The organism is Sphingobium sp. 3R8 (genome assembly GCF_020166615.1).
GTDB classification, from domain to species: domain Bacteria; phylum Pseudomonadota; class Alphaproteobacteria; order Sphingomonadales; family Sphingomonadaceae; genus Sphingobium; species Sphingobium bisphenolicum.
In genome coordinates this window covers 65,143-91,678 of sequence record NZ_JAIQXR010000017.1, presented here as the reverse complement: position 1 = coordinate 91,678, position 26,536 = coordinate 65,143, and the positions used below count along the sequence as shown (strand labels likewise).

At 65.0% G+C, this 26,536-nt stretch carries 26 protein-coding genes and 2 tRNA genes; 17 read left to right on the top strand and 11 right to left on the bottom strand.

Going from position 1 to position 26,536, the window contains the following annotated elements; genetic code table 11:
* Positions 1–59 precede the first annotated feature (59 nt).
* Positions 60–1,334, bottom strand: a complete 1,275-nt coding sequence (locus K9B33_RS16295; RefSeq protein WP_224550127.1) for a hypothetical protein — start codon at positions 1,332–1,334, stop codon at positions 60–62.
* Positions 1,335–1,613: 279 nt separating this feature from the next.
* Between K9B33_RS16295 and gyrA the strand changes: the two genes are divergently transcribed.
* Together gyrA and K9B33_RS16285 are read left to right on the top strand one after the other, a co-directional pair.
* A complete protein-coding gene (gene gyrA / locus K9B33_RS16290) occupies positions 1,614–4,292 on the top strand; it encodes a DNA gyrase subunit A (protein WP_224550126.1) in 2,679 nt (892 codons plus the stop codon).
* Complete coding sequence (locus K9B33_RS16285) at positions 4,289–4,636, top strand: DUF952 domain-containing protein (RefSeq protein WP_224550125.1); 348 nt, start codon at positions 4,289–4,291, stop codon at positions 4,634–4,636. Before gyrA ends, K9B33_RS16285 begins: the two co-directional genes overlap by 4 nt.
* A 147-nt stretch (positions 4,637–4,783) precedes the next feature.
* On the opposite strand, the gene K9B33_RS16280 is transcribed toward K9B33_RS16285, so the two are convergent.
* Positions 4,784–5,899: a glycosyltransferase gene (locus K9B33_RS16280; protein ID WP_224550157.1), complete on the bottom strand. Its 1,116-nt coding sequence runs from the start codon at positions 5,897–5,899 to the stop codon at positions 4,784–4,786.
* A 59-nt stretch (positions 5,900–5,958) separates the two neighbouring features.
* Between K9B33_RS16280 and K9B33_RS16275 the strand changes: the two genes are divergently transcribed.
* The 7 genes from K9B33_RS16275 (at position 5,959) to K9B33_RS16245 (ending at position 12,409) form a co-directional block, all read left to right on the top strand.
* Positions 5,959–6,843: a lysophospholipid acyltransferase family protein gene (locus tag K9B33_RS16275; protein ID WP_224550124.1), complete on the top strand. Its 885-nt coding sequence runs from the start codon at positions 5,959–5,961 to the stop codon at positions 6,841–6,843.
* Positions 6,844–6,875: 32 nt separating this feature from the next.
* Complete coding sequence (locus K9B33_RS16270) at positions 6,876–7,520, top strand: phosphoribosylanthranilate isomerase (RefSeq protein ID WP_224550123.1); 645 nt, start codon at positions 6,876–6,878, stop codon at positions 7,518–7,520.
* A gap of 99 nt (positions 7,521–7,619) precedes the next feature.
* The gene (gene trpB / locus K9B33_RS16265) at positions 7,620–8,876 is read left to right on the top strand and encodes a tryptophan synthase subunit beta (RefSeq protein ID WP_224550122.1); all 1,257 of its coding nucleotides are present in this window, start codon (positions 7,620–7,622) and stop codon (positions 8,874–8,876) included.
* A 2-nt stretch (positions 8,877–8,878) separates the two neighbouring features.
* Positions 8,879–9,688, top strand: coding sequence for a tryptophan synthase subunit alpha (gene trpA, locus K9B33_RS16260; RefSeq protein ID WP_224550121.1), 810 nt, complete (start codon positions 8,879–8,881; stop codon positions 9,686–9,688).
* Positions 9,685–10,533: an acetyl-CoA carboxylase, carboxyltransferase subunit beta gene (gene accD, locus K9B33_RS16255; protein ID WP_224550120.1), complete on the top strand. Its 849-nt coding sequence runs from the start codon at positions 9,685–9,687 to the stop codon at positions 10,531–10,533. Before trpA ends, accD begins: the two co-directional genes overlap by 4 nt.
* 34 nt (positions 10,534–10,567) lie before the next feature.
* Positions 10,568–11,902, top strand: a complete 1,335-nt coding sequence (locus tag K9B33_RS16250) for a bifunctional folylpolyglutamate synthase/dihydrofolate synthase (RefSeq protein WP_224550119.1) — start codon at positions 10,568–10,570, stop codon at positions 11,900–11,902.
* 66 nt (positions 11,903–11,968) lie between these two features.
* On the top strand, positions 11,969–12,409 hold the full coding sequence (locus K9B33_RS16245; protein ID WP_224550118.1) for a DUF6628 family protein: 441 nt from the start codon (positions 11,969–11,971) through the stop codon (positions 12,407–12,409).
* On the opposite strand, the gene K9B33_RS16240 is transcribed toward K9B33_RS16245, so the two are convergent.
* Positions 12,394–13,725: an AmpG family muropeptide MFS transporter gene (locus tag K9B33_RS16240; protein ID WP_224550117.1), complete on the bottom strand. Its 1,332-nt coding sequence runs from the start codon at positions 13,723–13,725 to the stop codon at positions 12,394–12,396. The two genes, K9B33_RS16245 and K9B33_RS16240, sit on opposite strands and share 16 nt — an antisense overlap.
* Before the next feature lie 81 nt (positions 13,726–13,806).
* Positions 13,807–14,265, bottom strand: a complete 459-nt coding sequence (locus K9B33_RS16235) for a response regulator (protein ID WP_129927002.1) — start codon at positions 14,263–14,265, stop codon at positions 13,807–13,809.
* Positions 14,266–14,772: 507 nt separating this feature from the next.
* Here K9B33_RS16235 and K9B33_RS16230 point away from each other — a divergent pair.
* Positions 14,773–15,726, top strand: coding sequence for a pseudouridine synthase (locus K9B33_RS16230; RefSeq protein WP_318011146.1), 954 nt, complete (start codon positions 14,773–14,775; stop codon positions 15,724–15,726).
* 13 nt (positions 15,727–15,739) lie between these two features.
* On the top strand, positions 15,740–16,279 hold the full coding sequence (gene rsmD / locus K9B33_RS16225; protein ID WP_224550115.1) for a 16S rRNA (guanine(966)-N(2))-methyltransferase RsmD: 540 nt from the start codon (positions 15,740–15,742) through the stop codon (positions 16,277–16,279).
* A 101-nt stretch (positions 16,280–16,380) separates the two neighbouring features.
* Here the strand turns inward: rsmD and K9B33_RS16220 are convergent, their stop codons facing one another.
* The gene (locus K9B33_RS16220; RefSeq protein WP_224550114.1) at positions 16,381–16,827 is read right to left on the bottom strand and encodes a globin domain-containing protein; all 447 of its coding nucleotides are present in this window, start codon (positions 16,825–16,827) and stop codon (positions 16,381–16,383) included.
* A 109-nt stretch (positions 16,828–16,936) separates the two neighbouring features.
* Between K9B33_RS16220 and K9B33_RS16215 the strand changes: the two genes are divergently transcribed.
* Positions 16,937–17,413, top strand: a complete 477-nt coding sequence (locus tag K9B33_RS16215) for an RrF2 family transcriptional regulator (protein WP_224550113.1) — start codon at positions 16,937–16,939, stop codon at positions 17,411–17,413.
* Here the strand turns inward: K9B33_RS16215 and K9B33_RS16210 are convergent.
* A complete protein-coding gene (locus tag K9B33_RS16210) occupies positions 17,373–17,849 on the bottom strand; it encodes a Fe-S oxidoreductase (RefSeq protein WP_224550112.1) in 477 nt (158 codons plus the stop codon). The genes K9B33_RS16215 and K9B33_RS16210 overlap by 41 nt on opposite strands.
* A gap of 143 nt (positions 17,850–17,992) precedes the next feature.
* Entirely contained in the window at positions 17,993–18,391 is a 399-nt protein-coding gene (locus K9B33_RS16205) for a GFA family protein (protein ID WP_224550156.1), read from the bottom strand.
* Between the two features lie 105 nt (positions 18,392–18,496).
* On the opposite strand from K9B33_RS16205, the gene K9B33_RS16200 reads away from it, so the two are divergent.
* The gene (locus K9B33_RS16200) at positions 18,497–20,773 is read left to right on the top strand and encodes an ATP-dependent helicase (protein ID WP_224550111.1); all 2,277 of its coding nucleotides are present in this window, start codon (positions 18,497–18,499) and stop codon (positions 20,771–20,773) included.
* Here K9B33_RS16200 and K9B33_RS16195 read toward each other — a convergent pair.
* From K9B33_RS16195 to K9B33_RS16180, 4 genes are all read right to left on the bottom strand, one after another.
* The gene (locus tag K9B33_RS16195) at positions 20,761–21,285 is read right to left on the bottom strand and encodes a GAF domain-containing protein (RefSeq protein ID WP_224550110.1); all 525 of its coding nucleotides are present in this window, start codon (positions 21,283–21,285) and stop codon (positions 20,761–20,763) included. The two genes, K9B33_RS16200 and K9B33_RS16195, sit on opposite strands and share 13 nt — an antisense overlap.
* 143 nt (positions 21,286–21,428) lie before the next feature.
* A tRNA-Ala gene (locus K9B33_RS16190) sits at positions 21,429–21,504 on the bottom strand.
* A 177-nt stretch (positions 21,505–21,681) separates the two neighbouring features.
* Positions 21,682–21,757 (bottom strand) — tRNA-Ala (locus K9B33_RS16185).
* 87 nt (positions 21,758–21,844) lie between these two features.
* Positions 21,845–22,177 (bottom strand): TIGR02300 family protein, encoded by a 333-nt coding sequence (locus K9B33_RS16180; protein WP_224550109.1) that lies wholly within the window; start codon positions 22,175–22,177, stop codon positions 21,845–21,847.
* Positions 22,178–22,324: 147 nt separating this feature from the next.
* On the opposite strand from K9B33_RS16180, the gene aroA reads away from it, so the two are divergent.
* The 4 genes from aroA (at position 22,325) to rpsA (ending at position 26,424) form a co-directional block, all read left to right on the top strand.
* On the top strand, positions 22,325–23,665 hold the full coding sequence (aroA, locus tag K9B33_RS16175) for a 3-phosphoshikimate 1-carboxyvinyltransferase (protein WP_411974031.1): 1,341 nt from the start codon (positions 22,325–22,327) through the stop codon (positions 23,663–23,665).
* Positions 23,662–23,910, top strand: coding sequence for a CBU_0592 family membrane protein (locus tag K9B33_RS16170; RefSeq protein WP_224550108.1), 249 nt, complete (start codon positions 23,662–23,664; stop codon positions 23,908–23,910). The genes aroA and K9B33_RS16170 overlap by 4 nt, the downstream gene beginning before the upstream one ends.
* On the top strand, positions 23,907–24,542 hold the full coding sequence (gene cmk, locus K9B33_RS16165) for a (d)CMP kinase (protein ID WP_224550107.1): 636 nt from the start codon (positions 23,907–23,909) through the stop codon (positions 24,540–24,542). Before K9B33_RS16170 ends, cmk begins: the two co-directional genes overlap by 4 nt.
* 169 nt (positions 24,543–24,711) lie before the next feature.
* Positions 24,712–26,424, top strand: a complete 1,713-nt coding sequence (rpsA, locus tag K9B33_RS16160; RefSeq protein ID WP_224550106.1) for a 30S ribosomal protein S1 — start codon at positions 24,712–24,714, stop codon at positions 26,422–26,424.
* Positions 26,425–26,536 lie beyond the last annotated feature (112 nt).

Genomic DNA, 26,536 nt, shown 5'->3' with positions numbered 1-26,536 from the left:
CAAAATAATAGTCATTGAAACCTGTGGGCGCGCGACAACCGCGCGCCCACACCGGGTAATCAGGCGCCCTTGGTGCCCAGATAGGCAAGCCACAAACCGGCGATCTGCTTGCGCGAACCGGCCTGCACCGCTTCGAACGCGACCTTGGCGCCGGCATTGTCGCCGCCCAGTGCCTTGGCGATGCCGAGGCGCGAGTTGATCTCGTCCGCTTCCACGCCGCCCTTCTGCTTGGCCAGTTCGAACATCGCCGCAGCCTTGGCATAGTCTCCATAGCCGAGATAGGCGTCGCCGGTGGCGGCGGCGATCTTGCCGTTGGCGGCCTTTTGCGCGTCGGCCTCAGCAGCGCCCAGCGTGCTCTTGTCGCCCGCGATCTTTGGCACGGCGGTCTGATAGACGTCGGCGCCCTGCGTCGCGCTCAGCACGCCCTTGGACCGGCCGGCGTCGATCGCCGACTTGACCTCGCCATAGATGCCGGTCTTCGACGCCATTTCGGCATATTCGGTATAGTCCGCCGCGATGACCAGGCCGCCGGAAATCGACAGGAGACGCAGAACGTCAAGATTTTCGCGGTTCGAAATATTGGGGTTGGCGCGCTGGAACAGGCGCACCAGCGTCCGCAGATTCTGGCCGCTGGGTTCGGCCTGATAGGCCATCTTCGCCCATTCCGTCACGTCGGGCAGCTTGGCCGCCTCCGCACGGCTGACGCCGATCTGATACCATTGGGCCGGAACCTGCTGCCCCGACGCCTTCATCGCGTCGGCCGCGGCCTTGAGCGCGGTCAGACCCTGCTGGTTGAAGCCACGCGCCGGCTCGACCGAACCATTGCCGGTGCCGGCCTTGCCGAAATAGGCCTGGGCGATGGTGGGCTGCACCGATTCCCCCTTGTAACCGGCGGCAAGCGCCGCCTGGCCGCGCTGGATCGCGACGTCGTAATTCTTCGCCTGCATCGCCTGGTCGGCAGCGATCGCGTTGAACTGCCCAGCCTGTTCGGGCGGGGTCAGGCCGCTGTCGAGCATCTGGTTCAGCGCCTCGCTCTGCAATGCCGTATCCTTGGCGGCGATCGATGTGTTCAGCTTGATCGCGCCAATCTGATATTTGTCGTCATTGGATGTGGCCTTGCTGTCGGCTTCAGCCAGCGCAGCCTTGGCTCCGGCGAAATCCTGCGCTTCAGCGGCCTTCTGCGCGGTTTGCAGCGCCTTGATGACGTCGGGCGAAACATGGAGCTTCGGGCCGGCCTTCTTTTCTTCCTTCTTCGCGGCGAAGGCAGGCGCGCTGATCGCGCCGCCGGTCATTGCCAAAGCCAGCACGAGCGCCACCGGGGTAACAAAACGCATGATCCTCATCTCCTTTGCGCGCCTGATTGGGGGACAACAGGCGACCTTTCGCGGTTGAGCGCCGATTAGGGGGCGGCGCGTGAACGGCCATTGAACAAGCCGATATCGTCGGATTTTGCAACCGTTATACAGCCGCTTCGTTCCACTTGCGAACATATCCCCTCCCCATACCGTCTTGGTTGCACATGCGGGCGCGCGTGCGCGCGCGAGGGGTGACAGATTTGTTTCGCTCGGCTAGGGGTTGAGTAACAGAATCCATCCTGAAAAAAGAGAATCGCATTGACCGACGAGACTGTCCTCGCCGACCCTTCGGACATCAGCCCCATCTCCATCGTAGACGAGATGAAGGCAAGCTATCTCGACTATGCCATGTCCGTCATCGTGGCCCGCGCCCTCCCCGATGTGCGCGACGGGTTGAAGCCGGTGCATCGCCGCATTCTCTTCTCCGCCCAGGAATCGGGCTTCGTCTACAACCGTCCCTATCGCAAGTCCGCGCGCCTCGTCGGTGAGGTAATGGGTAAATATCACCCGCACGGCGACAGCTCGATCTACGACGCTTTGGCGCGCATGACTCAGGACTGGTCGATGCGGGTTCCGCTCATCGACGGTCAGGGCAATTTCGGCTCGATGGACCCCGATCCGCCGGCGGCCATGCGCTACACCGAAGCGCGCCTGGCCAAGGTCGCGACCGCGCTGCTGGACGATCTCGACAAGGACACGGTCGACTTCACGCCCAACTATGATGCATCGGAAAGCGAGCCGCAGGTTCTGCCCGCGCGCTTCCCCAACCTGCTGGTCAATGGCGCGGGTGGCATCGCGGTCGGCATGGCGACCAACATCCCGCCGCATAATCTGGGCGAAGTGCTGCGCGCCTGCCTCGCCTATATCGACAATCCCGACATCACGACCGACGAACTGATCGCCATCGTCCCCGGTCCCGATTTCCCCACCGCGCCGCTGATCCTGGGCCAGTCGGGCGCGCGCAGCGCCTATCATACCGGCCGCGGCTCCATCATGATGCGCTCGCGCCATGTGGTCGAGGAAGGGCGCGGCGATCGCCAGTCGATCGTGCTGACCGCCATCCCCTATCAGGTCGGCAAGAACGGCCTGGTCGAAAAGATCGCCGAAGCCGCCAAGGACAAGCGGATCGAGGGCATCAGCGACATTCGCGACGAATCCAGCCGTGAAGGCGTGCGGATCGTCATGGACCTGAAGCGCGACGCAACGCCCGAAGTCGTGCTGAACCAGCTGTGGCGCAACACGCCCGCACAATCGAGCTTCCCCGCCAATATGCTGGCCATCCGTGGCGGCCGCCCCGAATTGCTGGGCCTGCGCGAGATCATCGAAGCCTTCGTCAAGTTCCGTGAAGAGGTCATTACCCGCCGCACCAAGTTCGAGCTGAACAAGGCGCGCGACCGGGCGCATATCTTGCTGGGTCTGGTCGTCGCGGTCAGCAATCTCGATGAGATGGTCAAGATCATCCGCGGGTCGTCCAGTCCCGCCGAAGCCCGCGAAAGGCTGCTGGCGCGCGAATGGCCGATCGGCGAGATCGCGCCCTATCTGCGCCTGGTCGAAGCGATCGAAACCGATGTCCATGGCGACGTCTACAAGTTGAGCGACATTCAGGTCCGCGCGATCCTGGACCTGCGCCTGCATCGTCTTACCGCTCTGGGCCGCGACGAAATCGGCAAGGAATTGGCCGAACTGGCCGAAGCCATCGCCGAATATCTCGCCATATTGGGCGATCGGGTGAAGCTCTATGCCGTCATGCGCGAAGAGCTGGAAGCGGTCGAAAAGGAATTCGCGACCCCGCGCCTGTCCGAAATCACCGCCGCCGCCGACGGCATCGAGGACGAAGATCTGATCGAGCGCGAGGAGATGGTCGTCACCGTCACGGTGCAGGGCTATATCAAGCGCACCCCGCTCGAAAGCTTCCGCGCCCAGGCGCGCGGCGGCAAGGGCCGGTCGGGCATGGCGACCAAGGATGAGGATGCCGTCACCGAATTGTTCGTGACGTCGACCCATACGCCGGTGTTGTTCTTCTCTACCGCGGGCAAGGTCTATCGCATGAAGGTGTGGCGCCTGCCCGAAGGCGGCCCGGCGACGCGCGGACGACCGATGGTCAACCTGCTGCCGCTGGGTCCGGGCGAAACCATCCGCACCGTTCTGCCGCTGCCCGAGGATGAGGATAGCTGGAAGGATCTGCACGTCATGTTCGCGACGGCGAACGGGACGGTACGCCGCAACAGCATGGACGCCTTCGCCAATGTGCCAAGCAACGGCAAGCTGGCCATGCGCTTCGACGAAGGCAGCGACGATCGGCTGATCGGCGTCGCGCTGCTGACCGAAGAGGACGACGTGCTGCTCGCCACGCGCCAGGGCAAGGCGATCCGCTTCGCCGCGACCGACGTGCGCGAATTCCAGAGCCGCACCTCGACCGGCGTGCGCGGCATGACGCTGAAGAATGACGACGAGGTGATCTCGCTCTCCATTCTCCATCGCTCCGGCGCCAATCAGGAACAGCGCGAGGAATATCTCCGTTTCGCGCCCTGGAAGCCGGAAAAGGATGGCGAAATGGGCGATCAGGCGATGTTCGCCCTGATGAAGGAGCGGGAGCAGTTCATCCTGACCGTCTGCTCCAATGGCTATGGAAAATTGTCGTCCGCCTATGATTACCGCCGCACCGGCCGCGGCGGTCAGGGCATCACAAACATCGACAATATCGGCCGCAACGGCCCGGTCGTCGCCAGCTTCGCCGCCACGCAGGCCAACCAGTTGATGCTCGTCACCGATCAGGCGAAGCTGATCCGCATGGGCCTCGACAGCCTGCGCGTCATTGGACGCAATTCGGCGGGCGTGCGGCTGTTCGATGTGGCCAAGGACGAACATGTCGTGAGCGCCGCCAAGATCGAGGAAAGCGAAGACGCCGAATCGACCGAGACGACCCCGGAGGCATGAGCGACCTGTTCGCTTACAAGGTGCTGACGGCGGAGCAATATGACCAGTTCAAGGCCGATGGCGTGTTCAAAGGCGCGCCGATCGATCTGACGGACGGTTATATCCATATGTCGACCCGCGATCAGGCGGCCGAAACGGTGGCCAGGCATTTTGCCGGGCAGGATCGGCTGGTCATGCTCATGATCGACCTCGCCCCCTTCGGCGATGCGATCAGATGGGAGGAGTCGCGCTGTGGTGCGCTCTTCCCGCATCTTTATGGCGATCTGCCGATCAGCGCGGTCGCGGGCAAGGTCGTGCTGCGCATCGGCGACGACGGGCGGCATCAGTTTCCGGCGGGATTTTAAGCAACGAAACATTCTGGCCGGATTGTTTTCGCTCGGCTGTCCTACTGCCGGCAAATATCGTAAAACCCCTGCTCATCCCACTGGTCTGCGACAGGAAATTTCCAATTGTTGTAGCGATATTTCAATATCGACGGGAAATGTGCGAAGTTAGCCGCAACGCTCCATCTTCACCACCTGGCCACGCCGGACCCGATAGTCCCAGCCCCCCCACCGGATATGGCTGGACGTCACCGCCATCCCCTGCACAGCTAGATGCGCCCATATGACAGCAAACGGAGCGATGATATCCCATACCAGCGATCGCTGCGCTTTCGCTACCTGCCCCTGTTCCAGCACCGACGTGATGATACGCCGCCGCGCCAGCGCCCGGCCCCAGGCCGCGCCATAGCCGATCGCCACTGCCGGCCAGCCGCCCCAAATCAAAGCCCAGCCCCACGCCGTCGACTGGATCGCAACAGCGCCGGTCGCGAGCGCCCACATGCCAGCGCTGTTGGTGACGACATGCCGATATTGGCGCACGCCAAAGCCCAGCAGATCGGCAGCCTTCCCATCCAGCGGACTGGCCACCAACAGATCACGCACCGGCCGCAGCCGCAGCTTGGCGCGCCATCCGGCCAGCCCGATCGTCATATCGTCCGACAGCCGCCCCGCCAGCGCCCGGCCGAGGTCGAGCCGATCCGCGACCGCCCGCGTCATCGCCATCGCCCCGCCCCAGGGCATGGTCGCGCTGGCGAAACGGGGCAGCGTCGCCAACTGCATCTCCACCGCGCCGACCAGCGCTGCCAGGCCGCTGCCCTCCGGCAACAGCATCCGATAGCCCGTCGCGATATCCGCCTTGCCCCGCACCAGAGGGAAGAGCAGCCGCCCGACCAGCCGCGCCGGCGGCTCTATGTCGGCGTCGATGAAGACCAGATAGCGATCATCCGGCCGCAACGCCCGCAGCGCCGCGCGCAGCTTATGGACCTTCTGGCCCTCATCCTGCGCCACCCCGGCCGCAACCACCTGCGCCCAATCGCCTTCCCGCGCCGCCAGCGCATTGGCGGCAGCGCAGTTACCCGATGTCGCCAGCAGCAAGCGGAACGGCGCGTTCTGCGCCTTCAGCCGGGCGATCAGGTCCGGCCCGCCATCCCAGTCATCGCGGACGCTCAGGATAAGCACGACATCCGCAGGCGCTTCCTCCTGCCGGTCCTTCGGCAGGTTCCGCCAATAATTGGCGACGCCCAGCACGGTCAGCGCCTGCAATCCGAACCAGACCCACAGCATCATCACAAGCGCCTACGCCCTCTTTACCGTCATGTCCGCTGCTGTATGACGCTTGGTCGATGCTCTCCAACCCCTTTCTCTTCTTCCTGATGCGCACCCTGCCCGCGCCGGTCGCGTCCTGGCTCGGCGGCTGGCTGTCGGCCCATGTCGCGCGGCGCACCATGAAACTGCGCGATGTGCGCGCGCGCGCCAACCTGGCCCTGCTGCGTCCCGACCTGCCCGAAGCGGACCGCGAGGCGATATTGACGCGACGCTGGACGAACATCGGCCGCACCATGGCCGAACTCGCCAATATCGACCGGCTGGTGAACGACGCCCATGTGACCGTGGTCGATCAGCCGGGCTATAAGGCGGTGCTGGACGGTCCCGGCCCGATGGTGGCCTTCACCTGTCATCTCGGCAATTGGGATCTGCTCGCCGCCTATATCAAATGGTCGACCGACCGTCCGGGCCTGGGCGTCTATGAAGACCCCGAAGATCCCAAAATCGCCGCCCAGCTCAAGAAGGCGCGCTCCAGCTACATGGGCGAGGCGATCGGCGGCGGCGGCGCGGCGCGGGGCGTGCTCAAGCATTTGACCCAGAAGGACCGGGCGACGCTCTATATCCTGGCCGACGAACGGCGCGATCGGCAGGTCTGGTTCCCCACCTTCGGCCGGCCGATCGAGCCGTCGGGCAACCTGTCGATCGCGCTGCGTCTGGCACGCAAGGTCGGCGCACGCTTCCTGCCCTTCTACCTGCTGCGCACCAGCGGCCCGCATTTCGACCTCCACTGGCATCCCCCGCTCGACCCTGCGACGATGAGCGATGCCGAGATCGTCGCCGTCCTCGATCGTTTTTTGGGGGACGCCTGCATCGCCCAAGCCGACCAGTGGCTGGGCCTGCATGACATGGACCTGACCCAGGACGCTACGCCGCTGCCGCCATCGCTCCAGCCGGACATGTGACTTGGCGGCCTATCCCCGCTAAAGCCCGCTCCATGTCCCGACTCGCGATCAAGATTTGCGGCCTGTCCACGCCCGAAACGGTGGGCGCGGCAGTCAGCGCCGGGGCGAGCCATGTCGGCTTCGTCCATTTTGCCAAAAGTCCGCGCCATGTGGAGGCCGAGCAGATTCGCGGCCTCGCCGCCCACGCCCCCGCCCATATCGAAAAGGTCGCGGTCGTCGTCGATCCGACTGACGAGATGCTGGGCGAATTGGTCGGCACCGGCGCGATCACCGCGCTGCAACTGCATGGCAAGGAAAGCCCGCAGCGCGTCGCCGCCATCCGCCAGCGGTTCGGCCTGCCGGTGTGGAAAGCGATAGCGGTCAAGACCCGCGCCGATATCGACGGTGCCAGCGCCTATGCCGGTGCCGCCGACCGACTGTTGTTCGACGCCAAGACGCCCGACGGCGCGGCCCTGCCCGGCGGCATGGGCCTGCGTTTCGACTGGACGCTGCTGCGCGGCCTGGCCGTCCCGGCGCCATGGGGGCTTTCGGGCGGGCTTGGGATCGACAATGTCCTGGAGGCGATCCGCATTACCGGCGCGCCGCTGATCGACATTTCGTCCGGCGTCGAAAGCGCGCCCGGCATCAAGAGTGTGGACAAGATCATGGCCTTCTGCAAAGCGGTTCAGCCATGTTGACGCTGAACGCCCCTGCCATGCGCATCGAAGGACGATGGCGCTGATCGCTTCTCTCAGAACCGAAGCGAACGCTCCATCTGTCCCGGAAAGACCGACATCATGACTGACACCCTATCCTTGCCCAACAGCCTGCGATCGCAGCCCGACGCCAGCGGCCATTTCGGTGCGTTCGGCGGCCGCTACGTCGCCGAAACGCTGATGCCGCTGATCCTGGAACTGGAAAAGGTCTATAAGACCGCCAAGGCCGATCCCGCCTTCGACGCCGAGTTCGCCGAACTGCTGCGCTCCTATGTCGGCCGCCCAAATCCGCTCTATTATGCCGAGCGGCTGACCGAGGCGCTGCGCGCCAAGGCGCAACCGGGCCCAAATGGAGAAAAGAGGGGCGCGAAAATCTACCTGAAGCGCGAAGAGCTGAACCATACCGGCGCGCACAAGATCAACAATTGCATCGGCCAAGCGCTGCTTGCCCGCCGCATGGGCAAGAAGAAGGTCATAGCCGAAACCGGCGCGGGCCAGCATGGCGTCGCCACCGCGACCGTCGCCGCCCTGTTCGGCATGGAATGCAAGATCTTCATGGGCGCCAAGGACGTCGAGCGGCAGAAGCCCAACGTCTTCCGCATGAAGCTGCTGGGCGCGGAAGTCATCCCGGTCCATTCGGGGTCGTCCACGCTCAAGGATTCGATGAACGACGCCCTGCGCTACTGGGTGTCGAACGTCCATGACACCTTCTACATCATCGGCACGGCCGCGGGTCCGCACCCCTATCCCGAACTGGTGCGCGACTTCCAGTCGATCATCGGCAAGGAAACGCGCGCGCAGATCATGGAGGCCGAAGGTCGCCTGCCCGACCTGCTGATCGCGCCGGTCGGCGGCGGTTCCAACGCGATCGGACTGTTCCATCCGTTCCTGGACGATCCCGACGTCGCAATGATCGGCGTGGAAGCGGCCGGCGAAGGGCTGGACAAGAAACATGCCGCCTCGCTGGCCGGGGGCGCGTCGGGCATATTGCACGGCAACCGCACCTATCTGCTCCAGGACGAGGACGGCCAAATCACCGAAGCGCACAGCATTTCCGCTGGTCTAGACTATCCCGGCATCGGGCCTGAGCATAGCTGGTTGCATGAGATCGGCCGAGTGAAATATATGCCTATCAGAGATGACGAGGCGCTGACCAGTTTCCAGACGCTCAGCAAGCTGGAAGGCATCATCCCCGCGCTCGAATCCGCCCACGCCGTTGCGGCCGCCGAGCAGGTCGCGCCGACGCTGGACGCGGACAAGATTATCGTCGTCAACCTTTCCGGCCGGGGGGACAAGGATATCTTCACCGTCGCCGATGCGCTGGGAGTGGAGATGTGACTATGGATCGCCTATCCACCCGCTTCGCCGCCTGCAAGGCGCAGGGCCGCGCTGCGCTCATCACCTTCGTGACCGCCGGTGATCCCGACGTCGGCGCGACCCCCGCCATCCTCGACGCGCTGGTCGCAGGGGGGGCTGACATCATCGAGCTGGGCATGCCCTTCACCGACCCGATGGCCGATGGCCCGGCGATCGAACTGGCGAACCTGCGCAGCCTGGGGTCGGGCACGAAGACGAAACATATCTTCGCCCTCGCCGCCGATTTCCGGGCGCGCCACCCCGATACACCCTTGGTGCTGATGGGCTATGCCAATCCGATGCTGATCCGCGGCGCCGACTGGTTCGCCGAACAGTGCAAGGCGGCCGGAGTCGATGGCGTCATTTGCGTCGATATTCCGCCGGAAGAAGATGCCGAGATCGGCCCCGCCCTGCGCGCGGCCGGCGTTCACTTGATCCGCCTCGCCACCCCCACGACCGACGCGGCGCGCCTGCCCGCAGTGCTCGATGGCGCCAGCGGCTTCCTCTACCATGTCTCGGTCGCAGGTATCACCGGCAAGCAGTCGGCGGCACAGGCCAATATCGAGATCGCCGTCAACAAGCTGAAGGCCGCCACCAAGCTGCCGATCGCCGTCGGGTTCGGCGTGCGCGGACCGGAACAGGCCGCCGCCATCGGCCGGATCGCCGACGGCGTGGTCGTCGGCTCCGCCATCGTCGATATCATCGGGTCGCATGGCGATGCCGCCGCGCCCTTCGTCCAGGACTTTGTCGCCACGCTGCGCGACGCCCTTCATATTCGGGAGACCGCCGCATGAGCTGGATCAACCGCGTTCGTAACGCCCTGCCTTTCACCAAGAAGGAAAGCACCGCCGAAACGCTGTGGCACAAATGCCCGTCTTGCCACGAGATGATCTTCATCAAGGAATGGGAAGAGAATCTGTCGGTCTGCCCGCGGTGCGACCATCATGGCCGCATCGGCCCGTCGGAACGGTTCGAACAGATATTGGACGCCGGCTTCATCCTGCTGCCCACGCCGCAGGTGCAGGAAGATCCGCTCAAATTCCGTGATAGCAAGCGCTATCCCGACCGGATCAAGGCCGCCCGCGCGGCGACCGGGGACCAGGACGCCCTCATCAACGCGCGAGGCGCGATCGATGATGTGCCGCTGGTGATGGGCGTACAAAATTTCGCCTTCATGGGCGGGTCCATGGGCATGGGCGTGGGCGCGGCCTTCATCCAGGGCGTCAACGATGCGATCGCCCATAAATGCCCCTATGTCATCTTCACCGCCGCTGGCGGCGCACGGATGCAGGAGGGTATTCTCTCCCTGATGCAGATGCCGCGCGCGACCGTGGCGATCCAGAAGCTGCATGCCGCGGGCCTGCCCTATATCGTCGTGCTGACCGATCCGACCACCGGCGGCGTGACCGCCAGCTACGCCATGCTGGGCGATATCCAGATGTCCGAACCCAATGCGCTGATCGGCTTCGCGGGCCAGCGCGTGATCGAAAGCACGATCCGCGAAAAACTGCCCGAAGGCTTCCAGCGCGCCGAATATCTGCTGGACCATGGCATGATCGACATGGTCGTCCATCGCGGCGAACTGCGCGACACGCTGGCGCGTGTGATCGGCTATCTGACGCCCCGCGCGGCGGATTGAACCAGCGCTCGCGCTAAAGGGGAACGGGCGCGCCATGGCTGACCATGCGGTTTCGGACGATGCACAAGTGCAGGCGCAACTCGACCGGCTCTGGTCGCTCTCGCCCGGCGCGGACATATTGGGGCTGGAACGCATCACCCGGCTGCTGGAGCGGCTGGGCGATCCGCACCGCGCCCTGCCCCCGGTCTTCCATGTCGCGGGCACCAACGGCAAGGGATCGACTTGCGCCTTCCTGCGCGCCGCGATGGAGGCGGACGGCAAGACCGTCCATGTTTTCACCTCCCCCCATCTGGTGCGCTTCAACGAACGCATCCGCGTGTCGGGCCAGCTCATTTCCGACGCGCTGCTCGCGCGTTATCTTGAACGGGTTCTCGATATCGCGGAAGGCGTCAACGCCAGCTTCTTCGAGGTAACGACGGCCGCCGCCTTCCTGGCTTTCGCCGAACATCCTGCGGACGCCTGCATCATCGAAGTGGGCCTGGGCGGCCGGCTCGACGCGACCAATGTCATCGTCGACCCGGCGGTATGCGGCATCGCCCAGCTCGGCATCGACCATCAGGCCTTTCTCGGCGACACGCTGGCCCAGATCGCCGCCGAAAAGGCCGGCATCGCCAAGGCCGGCGCAGCGCTGGTGACGCAGCGCTACGCCGAATCGCTCTTCCCCGTCATCATGGACGCGGCCGCGAAGGCGCCCACGCGCTGGATCGGACAGGGCGACGCCTGGGACGCCGCCGTCTATCGCGACCGGCTGCATTATCGCGACGAACAGGGGCGGCTGGAAACGCCACTGCCGCGCCTGGCCGGGGCGCATCAGGTCCAGAATGCCGCGCTCGCTTTCGCCATGCTACGCCATCAGGACGCGGTGCCCTTGTCCGAGGCCGCGCTCAAGGCCGCGCCGCTCTGGGCGCATTGGCCGGCGCGATTGCAGCGACTGGACCGGGGGCCATTGTTGGACGCCCTGCCGCAGGACGCCACCGCCTGGCTCGATGGCGGGCATAATGCCGGCGCGGGCGAGGCGATCGGCGCCTTCTTCACCACAGACCGGCTGGAGGGGCACAAGCTCCATCTCGTCATCGGCATGTTGGCGAACAAGGAAGTGGACGCCTTCCTCGCCCCCTTCGCGGGCAAGATCGCGCATATCCATGCGCTCCCGGTGCCGGGCCACGACCATCATCCGGCCGATCGCTTCACGGCCATCGCCGCCAAATGGGGCATCGGTTGCACCGCCCATGATGACGCGCGCCAGGCCATCGCTGCAATTGCCGCAGAGTGCGCGGCTTCCGGCGACGACGCGCCCAAGCTGCTGATCGGCGGTTCGCTCTATCTGGCCGGCGAAATTTTGCGACTGAACGAGCAATTGCCCGACTGAATAGACTTGCGACTGACTCGCAATAGCGTAGGATGAGCCTCTGACCTATGTAGAAGGCGCGATTCTATGGCTTATGGAGAGACTTCCCCCCTCGACCTGCCCCGGCCCATTCCGGGCGGCTATGGCAATCGCCTCTTCCTGTTCGTGATGCGCCGGATGGCCACCGCTGGGGTCAATGACGCCCACGCCGCCAATGCGATGCTAGGCGCGTTCGGCCGGAGCTATCGCCGCCCGCTGGTGCTGATGCGCGCGATGATGCTGGAACTGGCCCGCGCGTCGAGCCGCAAGATCCTGGTCGCCCCCTGTTGCTGCGCGCGCATGACCGCCGACGAGGCGCTGATGATGCAGGCGACGGGCGACGCGCTGCGCGATCCCAATGCCGCCTTTGGGCAGGTAAGCGAGTTGCTGGGCAACGATCATGCGCTGGGCGCCCTCACCTGCCTGCAAGCGGTAGCGCAGGCGCATAACGACCTGGGCCGGCCGCTGGACCTCTACGCGGCGGGCTGATCGCCGGGGTCGGCCGTCGCGGCGGTGCCCACGCTGGCGTCGATCAGGCCGGCCCGCATCATCAGCCAGAACAGCAGGATGCCCGGTACGGCAAGCACGGTCGTGAACAGGTAGAAATCGACATAGCCGAACCGCTCGATCAAACTGCCCGCAGTCGTGCCGGTCAGGAAGCGCCCGACGATGCTGGCCGCCGCCGAGATCAGCGCATATTGCGCGGCGGTGAAACGCAGGTCGCACAGGGCCGAGAAATAGGCGACGACCGCCACGCCGCCGATCCCACTGGCGAAATTCTCGAATCCGATCGCCCCGGCCATGCCCCAATTGCTCTTTCCTGCGGCAGCGAGCGCCGCAAAACTGACATTGGATACGGCCATGAGGATCAAGCTGATCAGCACCGACCGCTTCAGACCAAGCCGCGCATAAAGGATGCCGCCAACGAAGATGCCGCCGAGCAAGGCCCAGAAACCGACGCCCACGTCATAGAGAGCGATTTCGTCATTGGTGTAGCCGAGATCGTTGAACAAAAGCCGAAAGGTGAGGTTCGCTAGCGTATCGCCAATCTTGTGCACGACGATGAACAGAAGAACCAGTAGCGCGCCTTTGCGCTGGAAGAAATCAACAAACGGCCCGATCACCGCCTGCACCAATTCGCCACCATTTTTTTTGCGGGCGGAGATTTCACGATGCCGTTCCGGTTCACCGACGATCAGCGCAGCCAGCATCGCAGGCAAAGCGAACAGCGCGCAGACGAGATAAGCGATCGTCCAGTTCCAATGCGAAGCGACTACCAAACCCAGCGCCCCTGCCGCCGCTGCGCCGATCCGCCAGCCATATTGCGACATACCGGCGCCGATGCCCAATTGCTCGGGCTTCAATATCTCGATGCGATAACCGTCGATGACGATGTCGAATGTCGCGCCTGCGATCCCCAGCAGAACAGCGGCTAGCACCGTTCCGCCGATATCCGCGGAGGGATCGACGAAGGCGAGGTTGGCCACTGCCGCCATCACCAGTACGCCAGCCAATAGCATCCACGATACGCGCTGGCCCAGCCTGCCGATGACGGGAATATGGACGCCCTCCACCATCCAGGCCCAAAGCCATTTGAGATTATAAGCCAAGAGGACAAGGCTGAAAGCCGTAACACTTTTCTTATCGATGCCATCCTGCGCAAGACGCGAAGCCAGATTGGCTCCGATCATCGCGAACGGGAAACCCGACGAAATGCCCAGGCACAGTGCCGCCAGCGGCGCCTTTTCGACATAGGGTTTCACGGCGTCGAGCCAGCTGCTGCGGCCCTCTATGGCGTCGGTCATTTTGGCGTGCGTCCCCGGTGGCGTCGAATTGCGCGCCACCATATGGCCTGATCGCCGCCAGGCAAGCGTCCTGTGCGCCGATCAGCCCGCGGGCGCGAACAGGCTGAGCCCCGGCGGCAGCTTGGGTCGCCTTGCGCCGCGCAACTGCGCATCGACGACGCCGATCGCCGCGACCAGATCGCGCGGCGCATAGGGCTTGGCGAGGCAGCCCACCGCCAGAGCGCGCGCCTCCATCGGGCAGCGGGCGGTGACGAACAGGACCGGCAGGCCCAGCGCTCCAGCGTGACGGGCAACGTCGATGCCGGTCTTCTCGCCATGCAGGGCGACGTCTGCGATCACCAGGTCCACGCCGCCGCTGTCCATGACCCGCACCGCATGGTCATGATCGTCCACCGTCGCCGCTATCCGGTAGCCCGCCTGCTCCAGCGCATGTTCGTTATCGAAGGCGACCAGCGCCTCATCCTCCACCACCAGCACGGTGCGGATCGCCTTACGGCGCGACAGGTGCGCGCCTCCCTCTTTCACCAGCCCGAAAAACATTTGCCGATCCGCCCTGATTCCGCCATGCACCCGATGAAACGCCGCGCCCCCGCACCGGGTTGCCTGCTGGGAGGCATAGCCCCCTCGCCCAAGCGCCGGAGCGGCACATTTCAGCCTGTTGCTGGCTTTGCACCCATATGGGAAGTGCCAGTGCCCATGAAAAGGAACCCGCCCTTGGAACCGCCGAAAAAATCAGGACCGCCCCGCAGGGCAGGACCAGGCGGCCCGAAACGTCCCGCCGGCCCCGGCCGGAGCGGATCGGGCGGGCGTCCCGGCGCGCCCACTGGACGCGGCGCGGCACCGCGGCAGGGGGATGGGCGACAGGGGGATGGGCGACAGGATGACGGGCGGCGGAGCGAGAGCCGCCGGGGCGACGCCAAGCCGCGTTTCGAGAAGAAGGACGATAGCCGGGCGGATCGGCCGAGCGGTGGCAGGACTCGCCCCGATCGGGCCAAGACCGACGGCGCACCATCGCGCCCTGCACGCAGCGCGGGGCCACGCGACACCATCGACAAGCCGCGCTCCCCCCGCAACGAAGGCGAACGGACTGATCGTCCCCGGACGGATCGGGGCCGGCCCGATCGCGCCCGACCCGATCGCGCAGGGGGCGATGCGTCCCGTTTCGGCGCGGCCAAATCCTATCCGCCGCGCAAGCCGCGGGCCAAGGGCGCTGCGCCGGTCCATGCCGCCAATCCGCACCCGGCCCGCGCCGCGGCGGCAAGCGACGGCAAGGGCGAGCCGCAGCGCATCGCCAAGCTGCTGGCCCGCGCCGGGGTTGCTTCCCGCCGGGAGATCGAGCGAATGATCGAAGAAGGCCGTGTCTCCAGGGACGGCGTGGTGATCGATACGCCCGCGACGCTGCTGACATCGCTGCATGGCGTGACCGTCGATGAGGTGGCGATCGCGGCGCCCGCGCCGATGCGCCTGTTCCTGTTCCACAAGCCGACCGGCTTCCTGACCACCGAGCGCGATCCGGCGGGGCGGCCGACCATCTATGACCGGCTGCCGCCGGACCTGCCACGGCTGATGCCGATCGGCCGGCTGGACATGAACACCGAAGGCCTGCTGCTGATGACCACCGATGGCGGTTTCAAGCGCGAGATGGAACTGCCCGCGACCGGCGTGCCGCGCACCTATCGCGCCCGCGCCTTTGGCGAGGTGAGCCAGCAGCAGTTGGAGGATCTGTTCGACGGGCTGGAGATCGATGGCATCCGCTATGGCGCGATCGAGGCCAATCTGGAGCGGCGCACCGGGCGCAACCAGTGGATCGAGATGACCCTGACCGAAGGCAAGAACCGCGAAGTCCGCCGCGTGCTTGAACATCTGGACCTGAAGGTCAACCGGCTGATCCGCACCAGCTATGGCCCGTTCCATCTGGGCGAACTGCCGGTCGGCGCGGTCGAGGAGGTGCGGCAGCATGATCTGGTGCTGTTCCGCAAGAGCCTGAAGGCCATGGTATAAGGATTATCTGGGCATGAGGATCATTTCGGGCCAATGGCGCGGCCGGCCGCTGACCGCGCCCAAGGGCGACGCCACCCGGCCGACGGCGGACCGGACGCGCGAGGCGCTGTTTTCGATGCTCACCAGCCGGCTGGGATCGTTCGAGGGGCTGGCCGTAGGCGATTTCTTCGCCGGATCGGGCGCGCTGGGCTTTGAGGCGCTGTCGCGCGGCGCGGCGTCCTGCCTGTTCGTCGAGCAGGACAAGCCGGCGCTGGACGCCATCCGCGCCAATGGCGACCGGCTGGGCATCCGTCCCGACATCCGGCCATCCAGCGTGCTGTCGCTGGGGTCCGCGGCCAGGCCGCTCGACCTCATCTTCATGGACCCGCCCTATGGCACCGGCGCAGGCCAGGTAGCGCTCGACAAGCTGGGGCGGCTGGGATGGACCAACGCCGCAAGTTGGATCAGCATCGAAACCGACAGGCGCGAAGATGTGGTCGTCAAGGGCTTCGCCATCGACACGGTGCGCGACATCGGCAAGGCGCGGATCACGCTGTTGCGAATGGAAGACTGACGAACGGGCCTGACCCGCCTCCGCTTGATTCGAGCATGGCGAGAAACGCCGTCAGGGCGCCTGACCGCTGCCTGACTTTGCGCGAATCCAACGGACTGAAATCAAGCCGAGGCGGCGTAGGCTTCAGCCTCCTGCGCGATCAATATGTCGGCCAGAAACTGATAGGCTTCGCCCCAGGCGGCCAGCACGGCGTCGGTGGCGACATCTTCGCCCAGCACCTCGCGGATGGCGGGGAGCAGCGCAGCCGCGACCTTGGGATAATGTTCGGGCTTCACGCCGGTATCGACATGGCGCGCCACCATGCGCGACACCGCGCCGCCCAGCGCCTCCAGCCGGTCGATATTCTCCGCATAGCCAAGGATCGCCGCAGCCAGCCGCCTGGGCTGCTCGCCGCTATCCTGCGCCGCCTGATCGAACATCGCCTTCACTTCGGCATCCTGGAACAGGCGGGCATACATGGCGGTGGTGATCGCCACGCCGTGCTGGCGCAGCGCCGGGCCGGTGGATTTGACGATGGCGATGGTGCGCGGAGACAGCGAGTTGGACATCTGATTGACCTTTTTGTCGAGTCGATAAGATGTATTTAATTTACGTCTTTAAAGGAGTAAATAGAATATATGTTTGAAGCGCGACACCGCACCGGTATCGGATGACGCCATGCAATTGACCCGTCACACCGACTATGCGTTGCGCGTGCTGATCCACCTCGCCGTCGCGCCGACCGGATGGGCAACCATTCCAGAGATTGCCGACGCCTATGGGCTGTCGCGCAACCATCTGATGAAGGTGGTGCACCATCTCGCGCAGGGCGGCTTCATTACCACCCGGCGCGGGCGCGGCGGAGGCTTCGCGCTGGCGGAGGCCCCCGGAGAGATGCGCATCGGCGCGGTGGTCCGGTATAGCGAGCCGGACATGAAAATGGCGGACTGCGCAAACTGCGCGATCCGCCGGGCTTGTGGCCTGACCGCCATATTGGCGGAAGCCACTGTCGCCTTCATGGCCGTGCTCGACGGATACAGCCTGGCCGATGCGGCACGGGACCGGGCCGGGCTGGCGGCGTTGATCGCCGCCCTGCCCGTCCCGGCATCGGCGGTCAGCGACGCTTGCGCATCTTCCCGGCCTCGCCCGGATTGACGCAACTGTCCTGCACCGTGCGGGAACAGCGCGGATAGTCCTTCGCCTCTGTCGGTGGCGGGGTCATGTTGCCGCCGACCGTCACAGGGTTGGCGGAAGAGCCGACCGGAGCGGCCGGGTTTTTGGGCACGCCAGCAGGCGCAGGAACCATGCCGGGGTCCGCCGGCACGGCGCCGGTCGGCTGGCCGGCATTGGGATCGCCCTGTGGCGGCGTTGCAGGCATGGCGGGAGTTGCCGGCGCGGCAGGCGCTGGCGGGGTCGCCATACCCGCATCGCCGGGCGTGGCTGGCGTCGCCGGGGCTGCGGGTTCGGACGGCGGCGTCATGGCGTCACCGGGCGGCTGGCTGCTGGGCGCGGGCGTATCCTGCGCCACGGCCGCGGCACCCAAAGTGGTGAAGCTCAGCATCGCAACGCCGGCCAGCATGATGGATTTCATCGGGATCATCCTTTCCTATGTTCTTCGACCCGCAGGTCGCCCGCTTCTAGGACGGGCGGACGAAGAACCGGCTTCAGGACATCCCCGTTCCGCCATGACGGCCGAACGTGGCATAGGTGCGACCAGATGAACGGCGTCGGGGGTCAGGGGCCGTCGGGGTAGCGATCATATTTGGGCAGTTCGTGCGCCGTCGCCATCCATGGCACGGCGTCGGCCATCTGCACATGCCCCTCCGGCGGAAGGGTCGCGGCGTCGTCCAGCGTGGCGCTCTGAATATCGATGGCGCCGGGAAAAACCACAGGATTGGTGTAGAAAAGGCCGGTGCCGCAGGTGCCGCAGAAATGCCGGGTCGCATTGTCGGACGACTGGTAGCGGACCGGATCGCCGGTGATCGTCACGGCGTCCGCCGGGAACAGCGCCCAGCCCACCATCGGCGCGCCGGCGCTGGCGCGGCAGTCGCTGCAATGACAAATGGCGCTATAAGCCGGCTCGCCGGTCGCTTCATAGCGTATCGCCCCACATTGGCATCGTCCCGTCACCATCGGCTTGCTCCCTTGCATGATTCGCCTTTTGTTCTCATAGAAGCCCTGTCACCGCAAGAGGCGCGCCCCTTGCCCCCGATCCACCCCATGCCTAGTTGTCCAGCCATGACAGTCCCTACCCCCTCCCCCAATGACCCGCCCTATCTCGACGGGCTCAATCCGCCCCAGCGGGAGGCTGTGCTGACGACCGAGGGGCCGGTGCTGGTGCTGGCGGGTGCGGGCACCGGCAAGACGGCGGCGCTGACCGCGCGGCTGGCGCATCTGATCGGCACGCGGCGGGCCTGGCCGTCCGAGATCCTGGCCGTGACCTTCACCAACAAGGCCGCGCGCGAGATGCGGGCGCGCGTCGGGCGGATGATCGGCGACGCGGTAGAGGGGATGCCTTGGCTCGGCACTTTCCATGCGATCGCGGCGAAGATGCTGCGCCGTCATGCCGAATTGGTCGGACTGCAATCCAATTTCACCATCCTCGATACCGACGATCAGTTGCGGCTGCTCAAGCAGCTCATCCAGGCGGAGGGGGTCGACGAGAAGCGCTGGCCCGCACGGCAACTGGCCGGGCTGATCGACCAGTGGAAGAATAAGGGATGGACCCCGGAGGATGTCGGGGCGGGCGAGGCGGAAGGCTATGCCCATGGCAAGGGGCAGACGCTCTATGCCGCCTATCAGGCCCGGCTTCGTGCGGTAAATGCCTGTGATTTCGGAGACTTGCTGCTGCATGTTCTGACGATATTGAAGAAGCATCGCGACGTGCTGGAGCAATATCAGGAACGTTTCCGTTACATCATGGTGGACGAATATCAGGACACCAACTCCAGCCAATATCTCTGGCTGCGGCTGCTGGCCCAGACGCGCAAGAATATCTGCTGCGTCGGCGACGACGACCAGTCCATCTATTCATGGCGCGGCGCAGAGGTCGCCAATATCCTGCGGTTCGAAAAGGATTTTCCCGGCGCGACCATCATCCGGCTGGAGCAGAATTATCGCTCCACGCCCCACATACTGGGCGCCGCATCAGGGGTGATCGCCGAAAATGGCAACCGCCTGGGCAAGACATTGTGGACCGATATCGACGTGGGCGAAAAGGTGCAGGTCGTCGGCGTATGGGACGGGCCGGAGGAAGCGCGGCGCGTAGGCGAGGAGATAGAGGCGATCGAACGCAGCGGCGGATCGCTGGACGAGGTCGCGATCCTGGTGCGCGCCCAGCACCAGACCCGCGAGTTCGAGGACCGTTTCATCCAGATCGGCCTGCCCTATCGCATCGTCGGCGGCTTTCGCTTTTACGAGCGCGCGGAAATTCGCGATGCGCTGGCCTATCTGCGCCTCGTCAATCAACCGGCCGACGATCTGGCGTTCGAGCGGATCGTCAATGTGCCCAAGCGCGGGCTAGGCGACAAGGCGGTGGAGAAATTGCATCGACTGGCGCGGGCGGAGGGGATACCGCTGGCGCTGGCGGCGGCGCGCATCCTCGACACCGACGAATTGACGCCGCAGGCGCGGCGGTCGCTGGGCAGTTTCATCGGCGATCTGGCGCGCTGGCGCGACCGGGCGACGCAACTGCCCCATGCCGAACTGGCGCGGCAGATATTGGACGAGAGCGGCTACACCGCGATGCTACAGGCCGAACGTACGACCGAGAGCGCCGGGCGGCTGGAGAATCTGTCCGAACTGGCCCGCGCGATGGAGGAATATGAGACGCTGGGCGCGTTCCTGGAGCATGTCAGCCTCGTCATGGACAATGAGGCGCAGGCGGAGTCCGCCAAGATCACGATCATGACCATCCATGCCGCCAAGGGGCTGGAGTATGACACTACATTCCTGGTGGGGTGGGAGGAAGGCGTCTTCCCGTCGCAGCGCGCGCTGGACGAGGGCGGCCTCAACAGTCTGGAGGAGGAGCGCCGGCTCGCCTATGTCGCGATCACGCGCGCACGCAAGCGCTGCACCATCATCCATGCCGCCAATCGCCGCATCTATGGCCAGTGGACCAGCAGCATCCCGTCGCGTTTCGTCGGGGAGTTGCCGCCCGAACATGTCGAATCGGAAAGCAGCATGAGCGGTGGCGCATCGCTGTGGCGCGCCAACTGGTCGGAACGCGACGACCCCTTCGCCAATGTCGCGCGGGGCAGCGGTCGGGGTCCGGGCTGGCAGCGCGCGCAGACGAGCGGCCAGTTCAGCCGGGAGCCGGTGCGGATCGTGGAGGCGCGGTCATCGGCCGTATCTCTGGGCAACAAGGGTCGCGACGACATGCGCGTGGGCCTGCGCATATTCCACCAGAAGTTCGGCTATGGCACCGTGGCGGAAATCGAGGGCAACAAGCTGGAGATCGATTTCGAGACGGCCGGCCGCAAGCGGGTGATGGACAGCTTTGTTCAGCCCGCCTGAGGGCGCGGGGCGTCCGTCGTCGCGCCGGCAGCCATGAGGTGCGGCAGGAGGCGGGCTGACAGGAGAGCGCTCACGTCGCGCACGCAATCTTCGATAATCGCAATCGTCGCGGCCCCGCTCACCAGCCGCGGCATGGGATCGATCGCGCAGAGCGTGCCATAAAAGCTGCCGTCCGCCAGTATGACCGGGAAGGACACATAGCTTTTGAAGCCATAGAAGATCGGCACGGGATGCTTCCGCCAGGCGATGTCGGCATCGACATGGTCGATGACCACATAATTTTCGGTCTGGCGGATTTCGTTGCAGATCGTCATCTGCACCTCCAACTCGGCGCCGGGCTCAAGGCCGAAGGCGATCTTGTCGAGCACCTGGCAGGCGATCCAGCGATCTTCGGTCACGTGCGCAACAGCGGCAAAGCCCATATGCGTCACGTCGCACAAGCGCGTCAGGATGGCGCGGATCGCGTCGTCGTCGCCCAGTTCGGCGGCCTGGATGGCCAATTCGTCCTTCATGCCGCAGCAATGGCAGGAAAGCGTCGCTTTGGCGAGTCTGGAGCGCAATGAACGCGTAAAATCCTGCGTCCCGAACATGTTTGGCGATGGGGAGAAAAGCCGCTGGGCACCATCTTCACCGACGGCTTCCTCTTCGACGACATTGGTGGAGCCTAGCGGGATCGAACCGCTGACCTCCTGCATGCCATGCAGGCGCTCTCCCAGCTGAGCTAAGGCCCCATCATGCGCGGCCGGGCCGCAATCATATGGTCAGGCCATGTCCGGCAATGCCGTCGGCCAACTATATTTCCTGGCAAGTTGCAAGCGCCGCCCCTCCCGCAGGATAGGGCGCCCCTCGCTTGCGCTCAGGCATTTTTCGGGAAAATGTCCCCCGGACATTTTCTTGTTCCGAAAAATTGGTGGAGCCTAGCGGGATCGAACCGCTGACCTCCTGCATGCCATGCAGGCGCTCTCCCAGCTGAGCTAAGGCCCCGTCACCAGTGAAGCGCCGTTGGGTCCGGCGCCTCGGAGGTCGCTGCCATTAGGTGGCGGCAATCTCCTTGGCAAGAACAAATTTCAGTTAATTGTCGTCGCTGTCGTCATCGCTCGCCGCATCGACGCCGAGATCGTCGTCACCACCCAGATCGACGTCATTGTCCGGCGAATCGCCATCGTCATCGACGTCGATGTCCAGATCGTCGTCGGCCGTTTCCAGCTCGCCGTCGGCGGTCTCGATCACCTTCTTGGGCGCCGCTTCCTCATAAGGCAGCGGCTGCTTCGACTTCAGCACCGGCTCTGGTTCCCAGGCGCTGCCGCAATTGATGCAGGTTACCGGATCATCCTTGCCCAGGTCGTAGAAGCGAGTCGCGCATTTCGGGCAGGTCCGCTTCGTGCCCCATTCAGCCTTCACCATGTCCGGCCTGTTCCTTCTTAGATGCTCAAATAGAAATTCACGCGGCACAACAGACGTTGCCCGCGAAACGTCGGGCGCCTTGCCATAGCGGGACCGCGCTGTCAAAAGCCGGGCGCATTTTTTCGGTTCCAGGACAATGGATACCCCGTGACCCAAATTGAAGACCAGCCCACCCCCATGACCTTCACCGCCGCGCCGCCGCTGGCGGGCAGCGTGACCGTGCCGGGCGACAAGAGCATTTCCCACCGATCGCTGATGCTGTCGGCCCTGGCCATCGGGCACAGCCGGGTCGAAGGCCTGCTGGAAGGCGAGGACGTGCTGTCCACGGCCGCCGCGATGCGGGCGATGGGCGCGACCATAGAGCGCGATGCCGATGGCGTGTGGCACATTCATGGCGTGGGCGTGGGCGGACTGCTCCAGCCTGACGTCGCGCTCGACATGGGCAATAGCGGCACATCGACGCGCCTGCTGATGGGCCTGCTCGCCAGCCATGACCTGACGGCGACGTTCGTGGGCGACGCGTCCCTGAGCAAGCGCCCGATGGCGCGGGTCACCGAGCCGCTGGCGCGCATGGGGGCGAGCTTCACGACCAGCCCCGGCGACCGTCTGCCGCTGACGATGAAGGGCGCCTGCCCGGCCGTACCGCTCGACTATCGCCTTCCCGTCGCATCGGCGCAGGTCAAATCGGCGATCCTGCTCACCGGCCTCAACACGCCTGGCATCACCCGCGTCGTCGAGCCGATCCCGACCCGCGACCATAGCGAGCGGATGCTCAAGGGCTTCGGCGCCGAACTGAACGTCGAGGTGGAGGCAGACGGCACGCGGATCATCACCTTGGTCGGCGAGGCGGAGTTGCAGCCGCAGCAGATCGTGGTGCCCGGCGACCCCTCCTCCGCCGCCTTCCCCATGGTCGCCGCGCTGCTGGTGCCCGGATCGCAGGTGACAATCGCCAATGTCGGACTGAATGCGACGCGCGCCGGCCTCATCGACCTGCTGCGCGAGATGGGCGGCGACATCGAGGTCATCAACGCCCGCGACGTCGGCGGCGAGCCGGTCGGCGACCTCATCGTCACGGCGTCGGCGCTCAAGGGTGTCGAGCCGGACCCGGCGCGCGCGCCCAGCATGATCGACGAATATCCGGTCGCTTTCATCGCCGCCGCGCTGGCGCAGGGGCGCAGCGTGTTTCGCGGGCTGGACGAACTGCGCGTCAAGGAATCGGACCGCATCGCCACCATGGCGGCCGGGCTGCGGGCGATCGGTGTGAGCATCGAGGAACTGGAGGATGGCATCATCATCGAAGGCAGCGGCGGTGCGCCTCTGACTGGTGGCGGGCCGATCGCGACGAAACTGGACCATCGGATCGCGATGAGCTTCGCCATTGCCGGACTGGTGTCGAAAGACGGCGTGACCATCGACGATATGCGCCCGGTCGCCACCAGCTTCCCGACCTTCGTGCCGCTGTTGGCCCAATTGGGAGCCATCGCATGACGTTCGACCTTGCCAACGTCATCGGGTTGATGGGCAGCGCGCTGATGGTTGTCGCCTATGCCTATAGCAATATGGCCAAAACCCTGAATTTCGTCATTTTCAACGCGATGAACCTGGTCGGCGCACTGCTGCTTATCTGGTCGTTGACCGTTCATTTCAATCTGGCGTCCATGGCGCTGGAGGTCGTGTGGGCCGCGATCGCCCTGCTGGGGCTGGGCAATGCGCTGAAAGGGAAGAAGCGATGATCATCGCCGTCGACGGACCCGCCGCATCGGGCAAGGGCACCATCGCCAAGGCGCTGGGCCGCCATTACGGCCTGCCCGTGCTGGACACCGGCCTGCTCTATCGCGCGGTCGGCCTGTCCGTGCTGAAGGCGGGCGGCGACCCGGATGTGGAAGCCGATGCGTTGGCCGCCGCCGGATTCGAGGACGCGATCCTGGCCGATCCGGCGCTGCGCAGCGAAGCGGTCGGCTCCCTCGCCTCGCGCGTGTCGGTGCATCAGAGCGTACGTGACGCCCTCGTCCAGCGGCAACGCGATTTCGCGACCCAGCCGGGCGGCGCCATCCTGGACGGGCGCGACATCGGCACGGTCATCGCACCCGACGCCGACGCCAAGATTTTCGTGACGGCCAGCGTCCATGTGCGTGCCGAGCGCCGCTACAAGGACGCGCTCAGCCATGGCGGGCACCCGGACATGGATAGCCTGATCGCCGACATCCAGGCCCGCGACACGCGCGACATGAGCCGCGACCATGCCCCGCTCAAGGTCGCGCAAGGCGCAGACTTGCTAGATACGAGCGATTTGACTATAGACGCGGCCGTCCAGCGGGCGATCGCGCTTGTGGACGCCCAGCTTGAAGGTCGCTCCAGAAGTTGACCCGTCAAGGCGCGCGGTTGTTCCGGGCGCCCTTTTCGCTTTTCAAGAATGCGCGTTCCCAAGCTCCTAACTCGCGGGATATGTTCAGGATATTCGGTCCTGAACATGCTTTGGCCAAAGACCATCGGACACAACCGATTGGCCAGCAATGATGAGTGAAGGACCAACCATGGCCTCTACGGCATTCCCCTCGCGCGACGATTTCGCCGCGCTTCTCAATGATTCTCTCGGTGGCGAAGACGGCGGTTTCGAAGGCCGCGTCGTCAAGGGCACCGTTACCGCCATCGAAAACGACCTGGCCGTCATCGACGTCGGCCTGAAGTCCGAAGGCCGCGTGCCGCTGCGCGAATTCGCCGCGCCGGGCCAGAAGGCCGACCTGAAGGTCGGCGACGAAGTCGAAGTCTATGTCGATCGCGTCGAAAACGCCCATGGCGAAGCCATGCTGTCGCGCGACCGCGCTCGCCGCGAAGCCGCCTGGGACAAGCTGGAAGCCGAGTTCACCGAAAGCGCCCGCGTCGAAGGCGTCATCTTCGGCCGCGTCAAGGGTGGCTTCACCGTCGACCTGGACGGCGCCGTGGCGTTCCTGCCCGGTTCGCAGGTCGATATCCGCCCCGTGCGCGACGTCACCCCGCTGATGGACATTCCGCAGCCCTTCCAGATCCTGAAGATGGATCGTCGTCGCGGCAACATCGTCGTGTCGCGTCGCGCCATCCTGGAAGAAACCCGCGCCGAACAGCGCAGCGGCCTCATCCAGACGCTGGCCGAAGGCCAGATCATCGAAGGCGTCGTCAAGAACATCACCGACTATGGTGCGTTCGTTGACCTGGGCGGCATCGATGGCCTGCTGCACGTCACCGATCTGTCGTACAAGCGCATCAACCACCCCAACGAGATGATCAACATCGGCGACACCGTCCGCGTGCAGATCATCCGCATCAACCGCGACACCCAGCGCATCTCGCTCGGCATGAAGCAGCTGGAAAGCGATCCTTGGGAAGGCGCCGCCGCCAAATATCCGATCGGCGCCAAGCTGTCGGGCCGCGTCACGAACATCACCGAATATGGTGCGTTCGTCGAGCTGGAGCCGGGCATCGAAGGTCTGGTCCATGTGTCGGAAATGTCCTGGACCAAGAAGAACGTTCACCCCGGCAAGATCGTATCGACCAGCCAGGAAGTCGAAGTTCTGGTCCTCGAAGTCGATCCCGAAAAGCGCCGCATCTCGCTCGGCCTCAAGCAGGCCCAGTCGAACCCGTGGGACAGCTTCGCCGAGCGTCACCCGATCGGTTCGACCGTCGAAGGCGAAGTCAAGAATGCGACCGAGTTCGGCCTGTTCATCGGCCTGGACGGCGACGTCGACGGCATGGTCCACATGTCCGACATCGCCTGGGGCATTTCGGGCGAAGACGCGCTGGCGCTGCACCGCAAGGGTGAGGCCGTTCAGGCCGTCGTTCTCGACATCGACGTCGAGAAGGAGCGCATCAGCCTGGGCATGAAGCAGCTTGAGCGTGGCGGCCCGGCCGCTGGCGGCACCGCTGCTGCGGCTGCCGGCCTCAACAAGAACGCGATCGTCACCGTGACCGTTCTGGAAGTCCGCGACGGCGGCCTGGAAGTCCAGGCTGGCGAAGATGGTGCCGCCGGCTTCATCAAGCGCAGCGACCTGGGTCGCGACCGCGACGAGCAGCGTTCGGAACGCTTCCAGATCGGCCAGAAGTTCGACGCCATGGTGACCGGTTTCGACCGCGCCAAGAAGCCGACCTTCTCGGTCAAGGCGATGCAGATCGCCGAAGAGAAGCAGGCAGTCGCACAATATGGTTCGTCCGACAGCGGCGCGTCGCTGGGCGACATCCTGGGCGAAGCGCTCAAGGCGAAGACCGAAGGCTGAACCTTCCTGTCCTTCGACAAATGAAAAAGCCCGCCGGACCCATGTCCGGCGGGCTTTTTCATGTCGTGATGCCATCGTCCTTTTGGAAACGTAACGATCTTGATGTTGCCCG

Excerpts from the sequence above, each read along its gene's own strand:
- rpsA (WP_224550106.1), top strand. The coding sequence starts at position 24,712 with ATGGCCTCTACGGCATTCCCCTCGCGCGACGATTTCGCCGCGCTTCTC.
- K9B33_RS16170 (WP_224550108.1), top strand. The coding sequence starts at position 23,662 with ATGACGTTCGACCTTGCCAACGTCATCGGGTTGATGGGCAGCGCGCTG.
- K9B33_RS16250 (WP_224550119.1), top strand. The coding sequence starts at position 10,568 with ATGGCTGACCATGCGGTTTCGGACGATGCACAAGTGCAGGCGCAACTC.
- K9B33_RS16280 (WP_224550157.1), bottom strand. The coding sequence starts at position 5,899 with ATGCTGTGGGTCTGGTTCGGATTGCAGGCGCTGACCGTGCTGGGCGTC.
- trpA (WP_224550121.1), top strand. The coding sequence starts at position 8,879 with ATGGATCGCCTATCCACCCGCTTCGCCGCCTGCAAGGCGCAGGGCCGC.
- K9B33_RS16200 (WP_224550111.1), top strand. The coding sequence starts at position 18,497 with ATGACAGTCCCTACCCCCTCCCCCAATGACCCGCCCTATCTCGACGGG.
- K9B33_RS16285 (WP_224550125.1), top strand. The coding sequence starts at position 4,289 with ATGAGCGACCTGTTCGCTTACAAGGTGCTGACGGCGGAGCAATATGAC.
- K9B33_RS16235 (WP_129927002.1), bottom strand. The coding sequence starts at position 14,265 with ATGTTTTTCGGGCTGGTGAAAGAGGGAGGCGCGCACCTGTCGCGCCGT.
- K9B33_RS16240 (WP_224550117.1), bottom strand. The coding sequence starts at position 13,725 with ATGACCGACGCCATAGAGGGCCGCAGCAGCTGGCTCGACGCCGTGAAA.
- K9B33_RS16180 (WP_224550109.1), bottom strand. The coding sequence starts at position 22,177 with ATGGTGAAGGCTGAATGGGGCACGAAGCGGACCTGCCCGAAATGCGCG.
- K9B33_RS16220 (WP_224550114.1), bottom strand. The coding sequence starts at position 16,827 with ATGTCCAACTCGCTGTCTCCGCGCACCATCGCCATCGTCAAATCCACC.
- K9B33_RS16210 (WP_224550112.1), bottom strand. The coding sequence starts at position 17,849 with ATGAAATCCATCATGCTGGCCGGCGTTGCGATGCTGAGCTTCACCACT.
- K9B33_RS16215 (WP_224550113.1), top strand. The coding sequence starts at position 16,937 with ATGCAATTGACCCGTCACACCGACTATGCGTTGCGCGTGCTGATCCAC.
- K9B33_RS16270 (WP_224550123.1), top strand. The coding sequence starts at position 6,876 with ATGTCCCGACTCGCGATCAAGATTTGCGGCCTGTCCACGCCCGAAACG.
- trpB (WP_224550122.1), top strand. The coding sequence starts at position 7,620 with ATGACTGACACCCTATCCTTGCCCAACAGCCTGCGATCGCAGCCCGAC.
- K9B33_RS16295 (WP_224550127.1), bottom strand. The coding sequence starts at position 1,334 with ATGCGTTTTGTTACCCCGGTGGCGCTCGTGCTGGCTTTGGCAATGACC.
- K9B33_RS16275 (WP_224550124.1), top strand. The coding sequence starts at position 5,959 with ATGCTCTCCAACCCCTTTCTCTTCTTCCTGATGCGCACCCTGCCCGCG.
- K9B33_RS16195 (WP_224550110.1), bottom strand. The coding sequence starts at position 21,285 with ATGAAGGACGAATTGGCCATCCAGGCCGCCGAACTGGGCGACGACGAC.
- K9B33_RS16245 (WP_224550118.1), top strand. The coding sequence starts at position 11,969 with ATGGCTTATGGAGAGACTTCCCCCCTCGACCTGCCCCGGCCCATTCCG.
- accD (WP_224550120.1), top strand. The coding sequence starts at position 9,685 with ATGAGCTGGATCAACCGCGTTCGTAACGCCCTGCCTTTCACCAAGAAG.
- cmk (WP_224550107.1), top strand. The coding sequence starts at position 23,907 with ATGATCATCGCCGTCGACGGACCCGCCGCATCGGGCAAGGGCACCATC.
- K9B33_RS16205 (WP_224550156.1), bottom strand. The coding sequence starts at position 18,391 with ATGGTGACGGGACGATGCCAATGTGGGGCGATACGCTATGAAGCGACC.
- rsmD (WP_224550115.1), top strand. The coding sequence starts at position 15,740 with ATGAGGATCATTTCGGGCCAATGGCGCGGCCGGCCGCTGACCGCGCCC.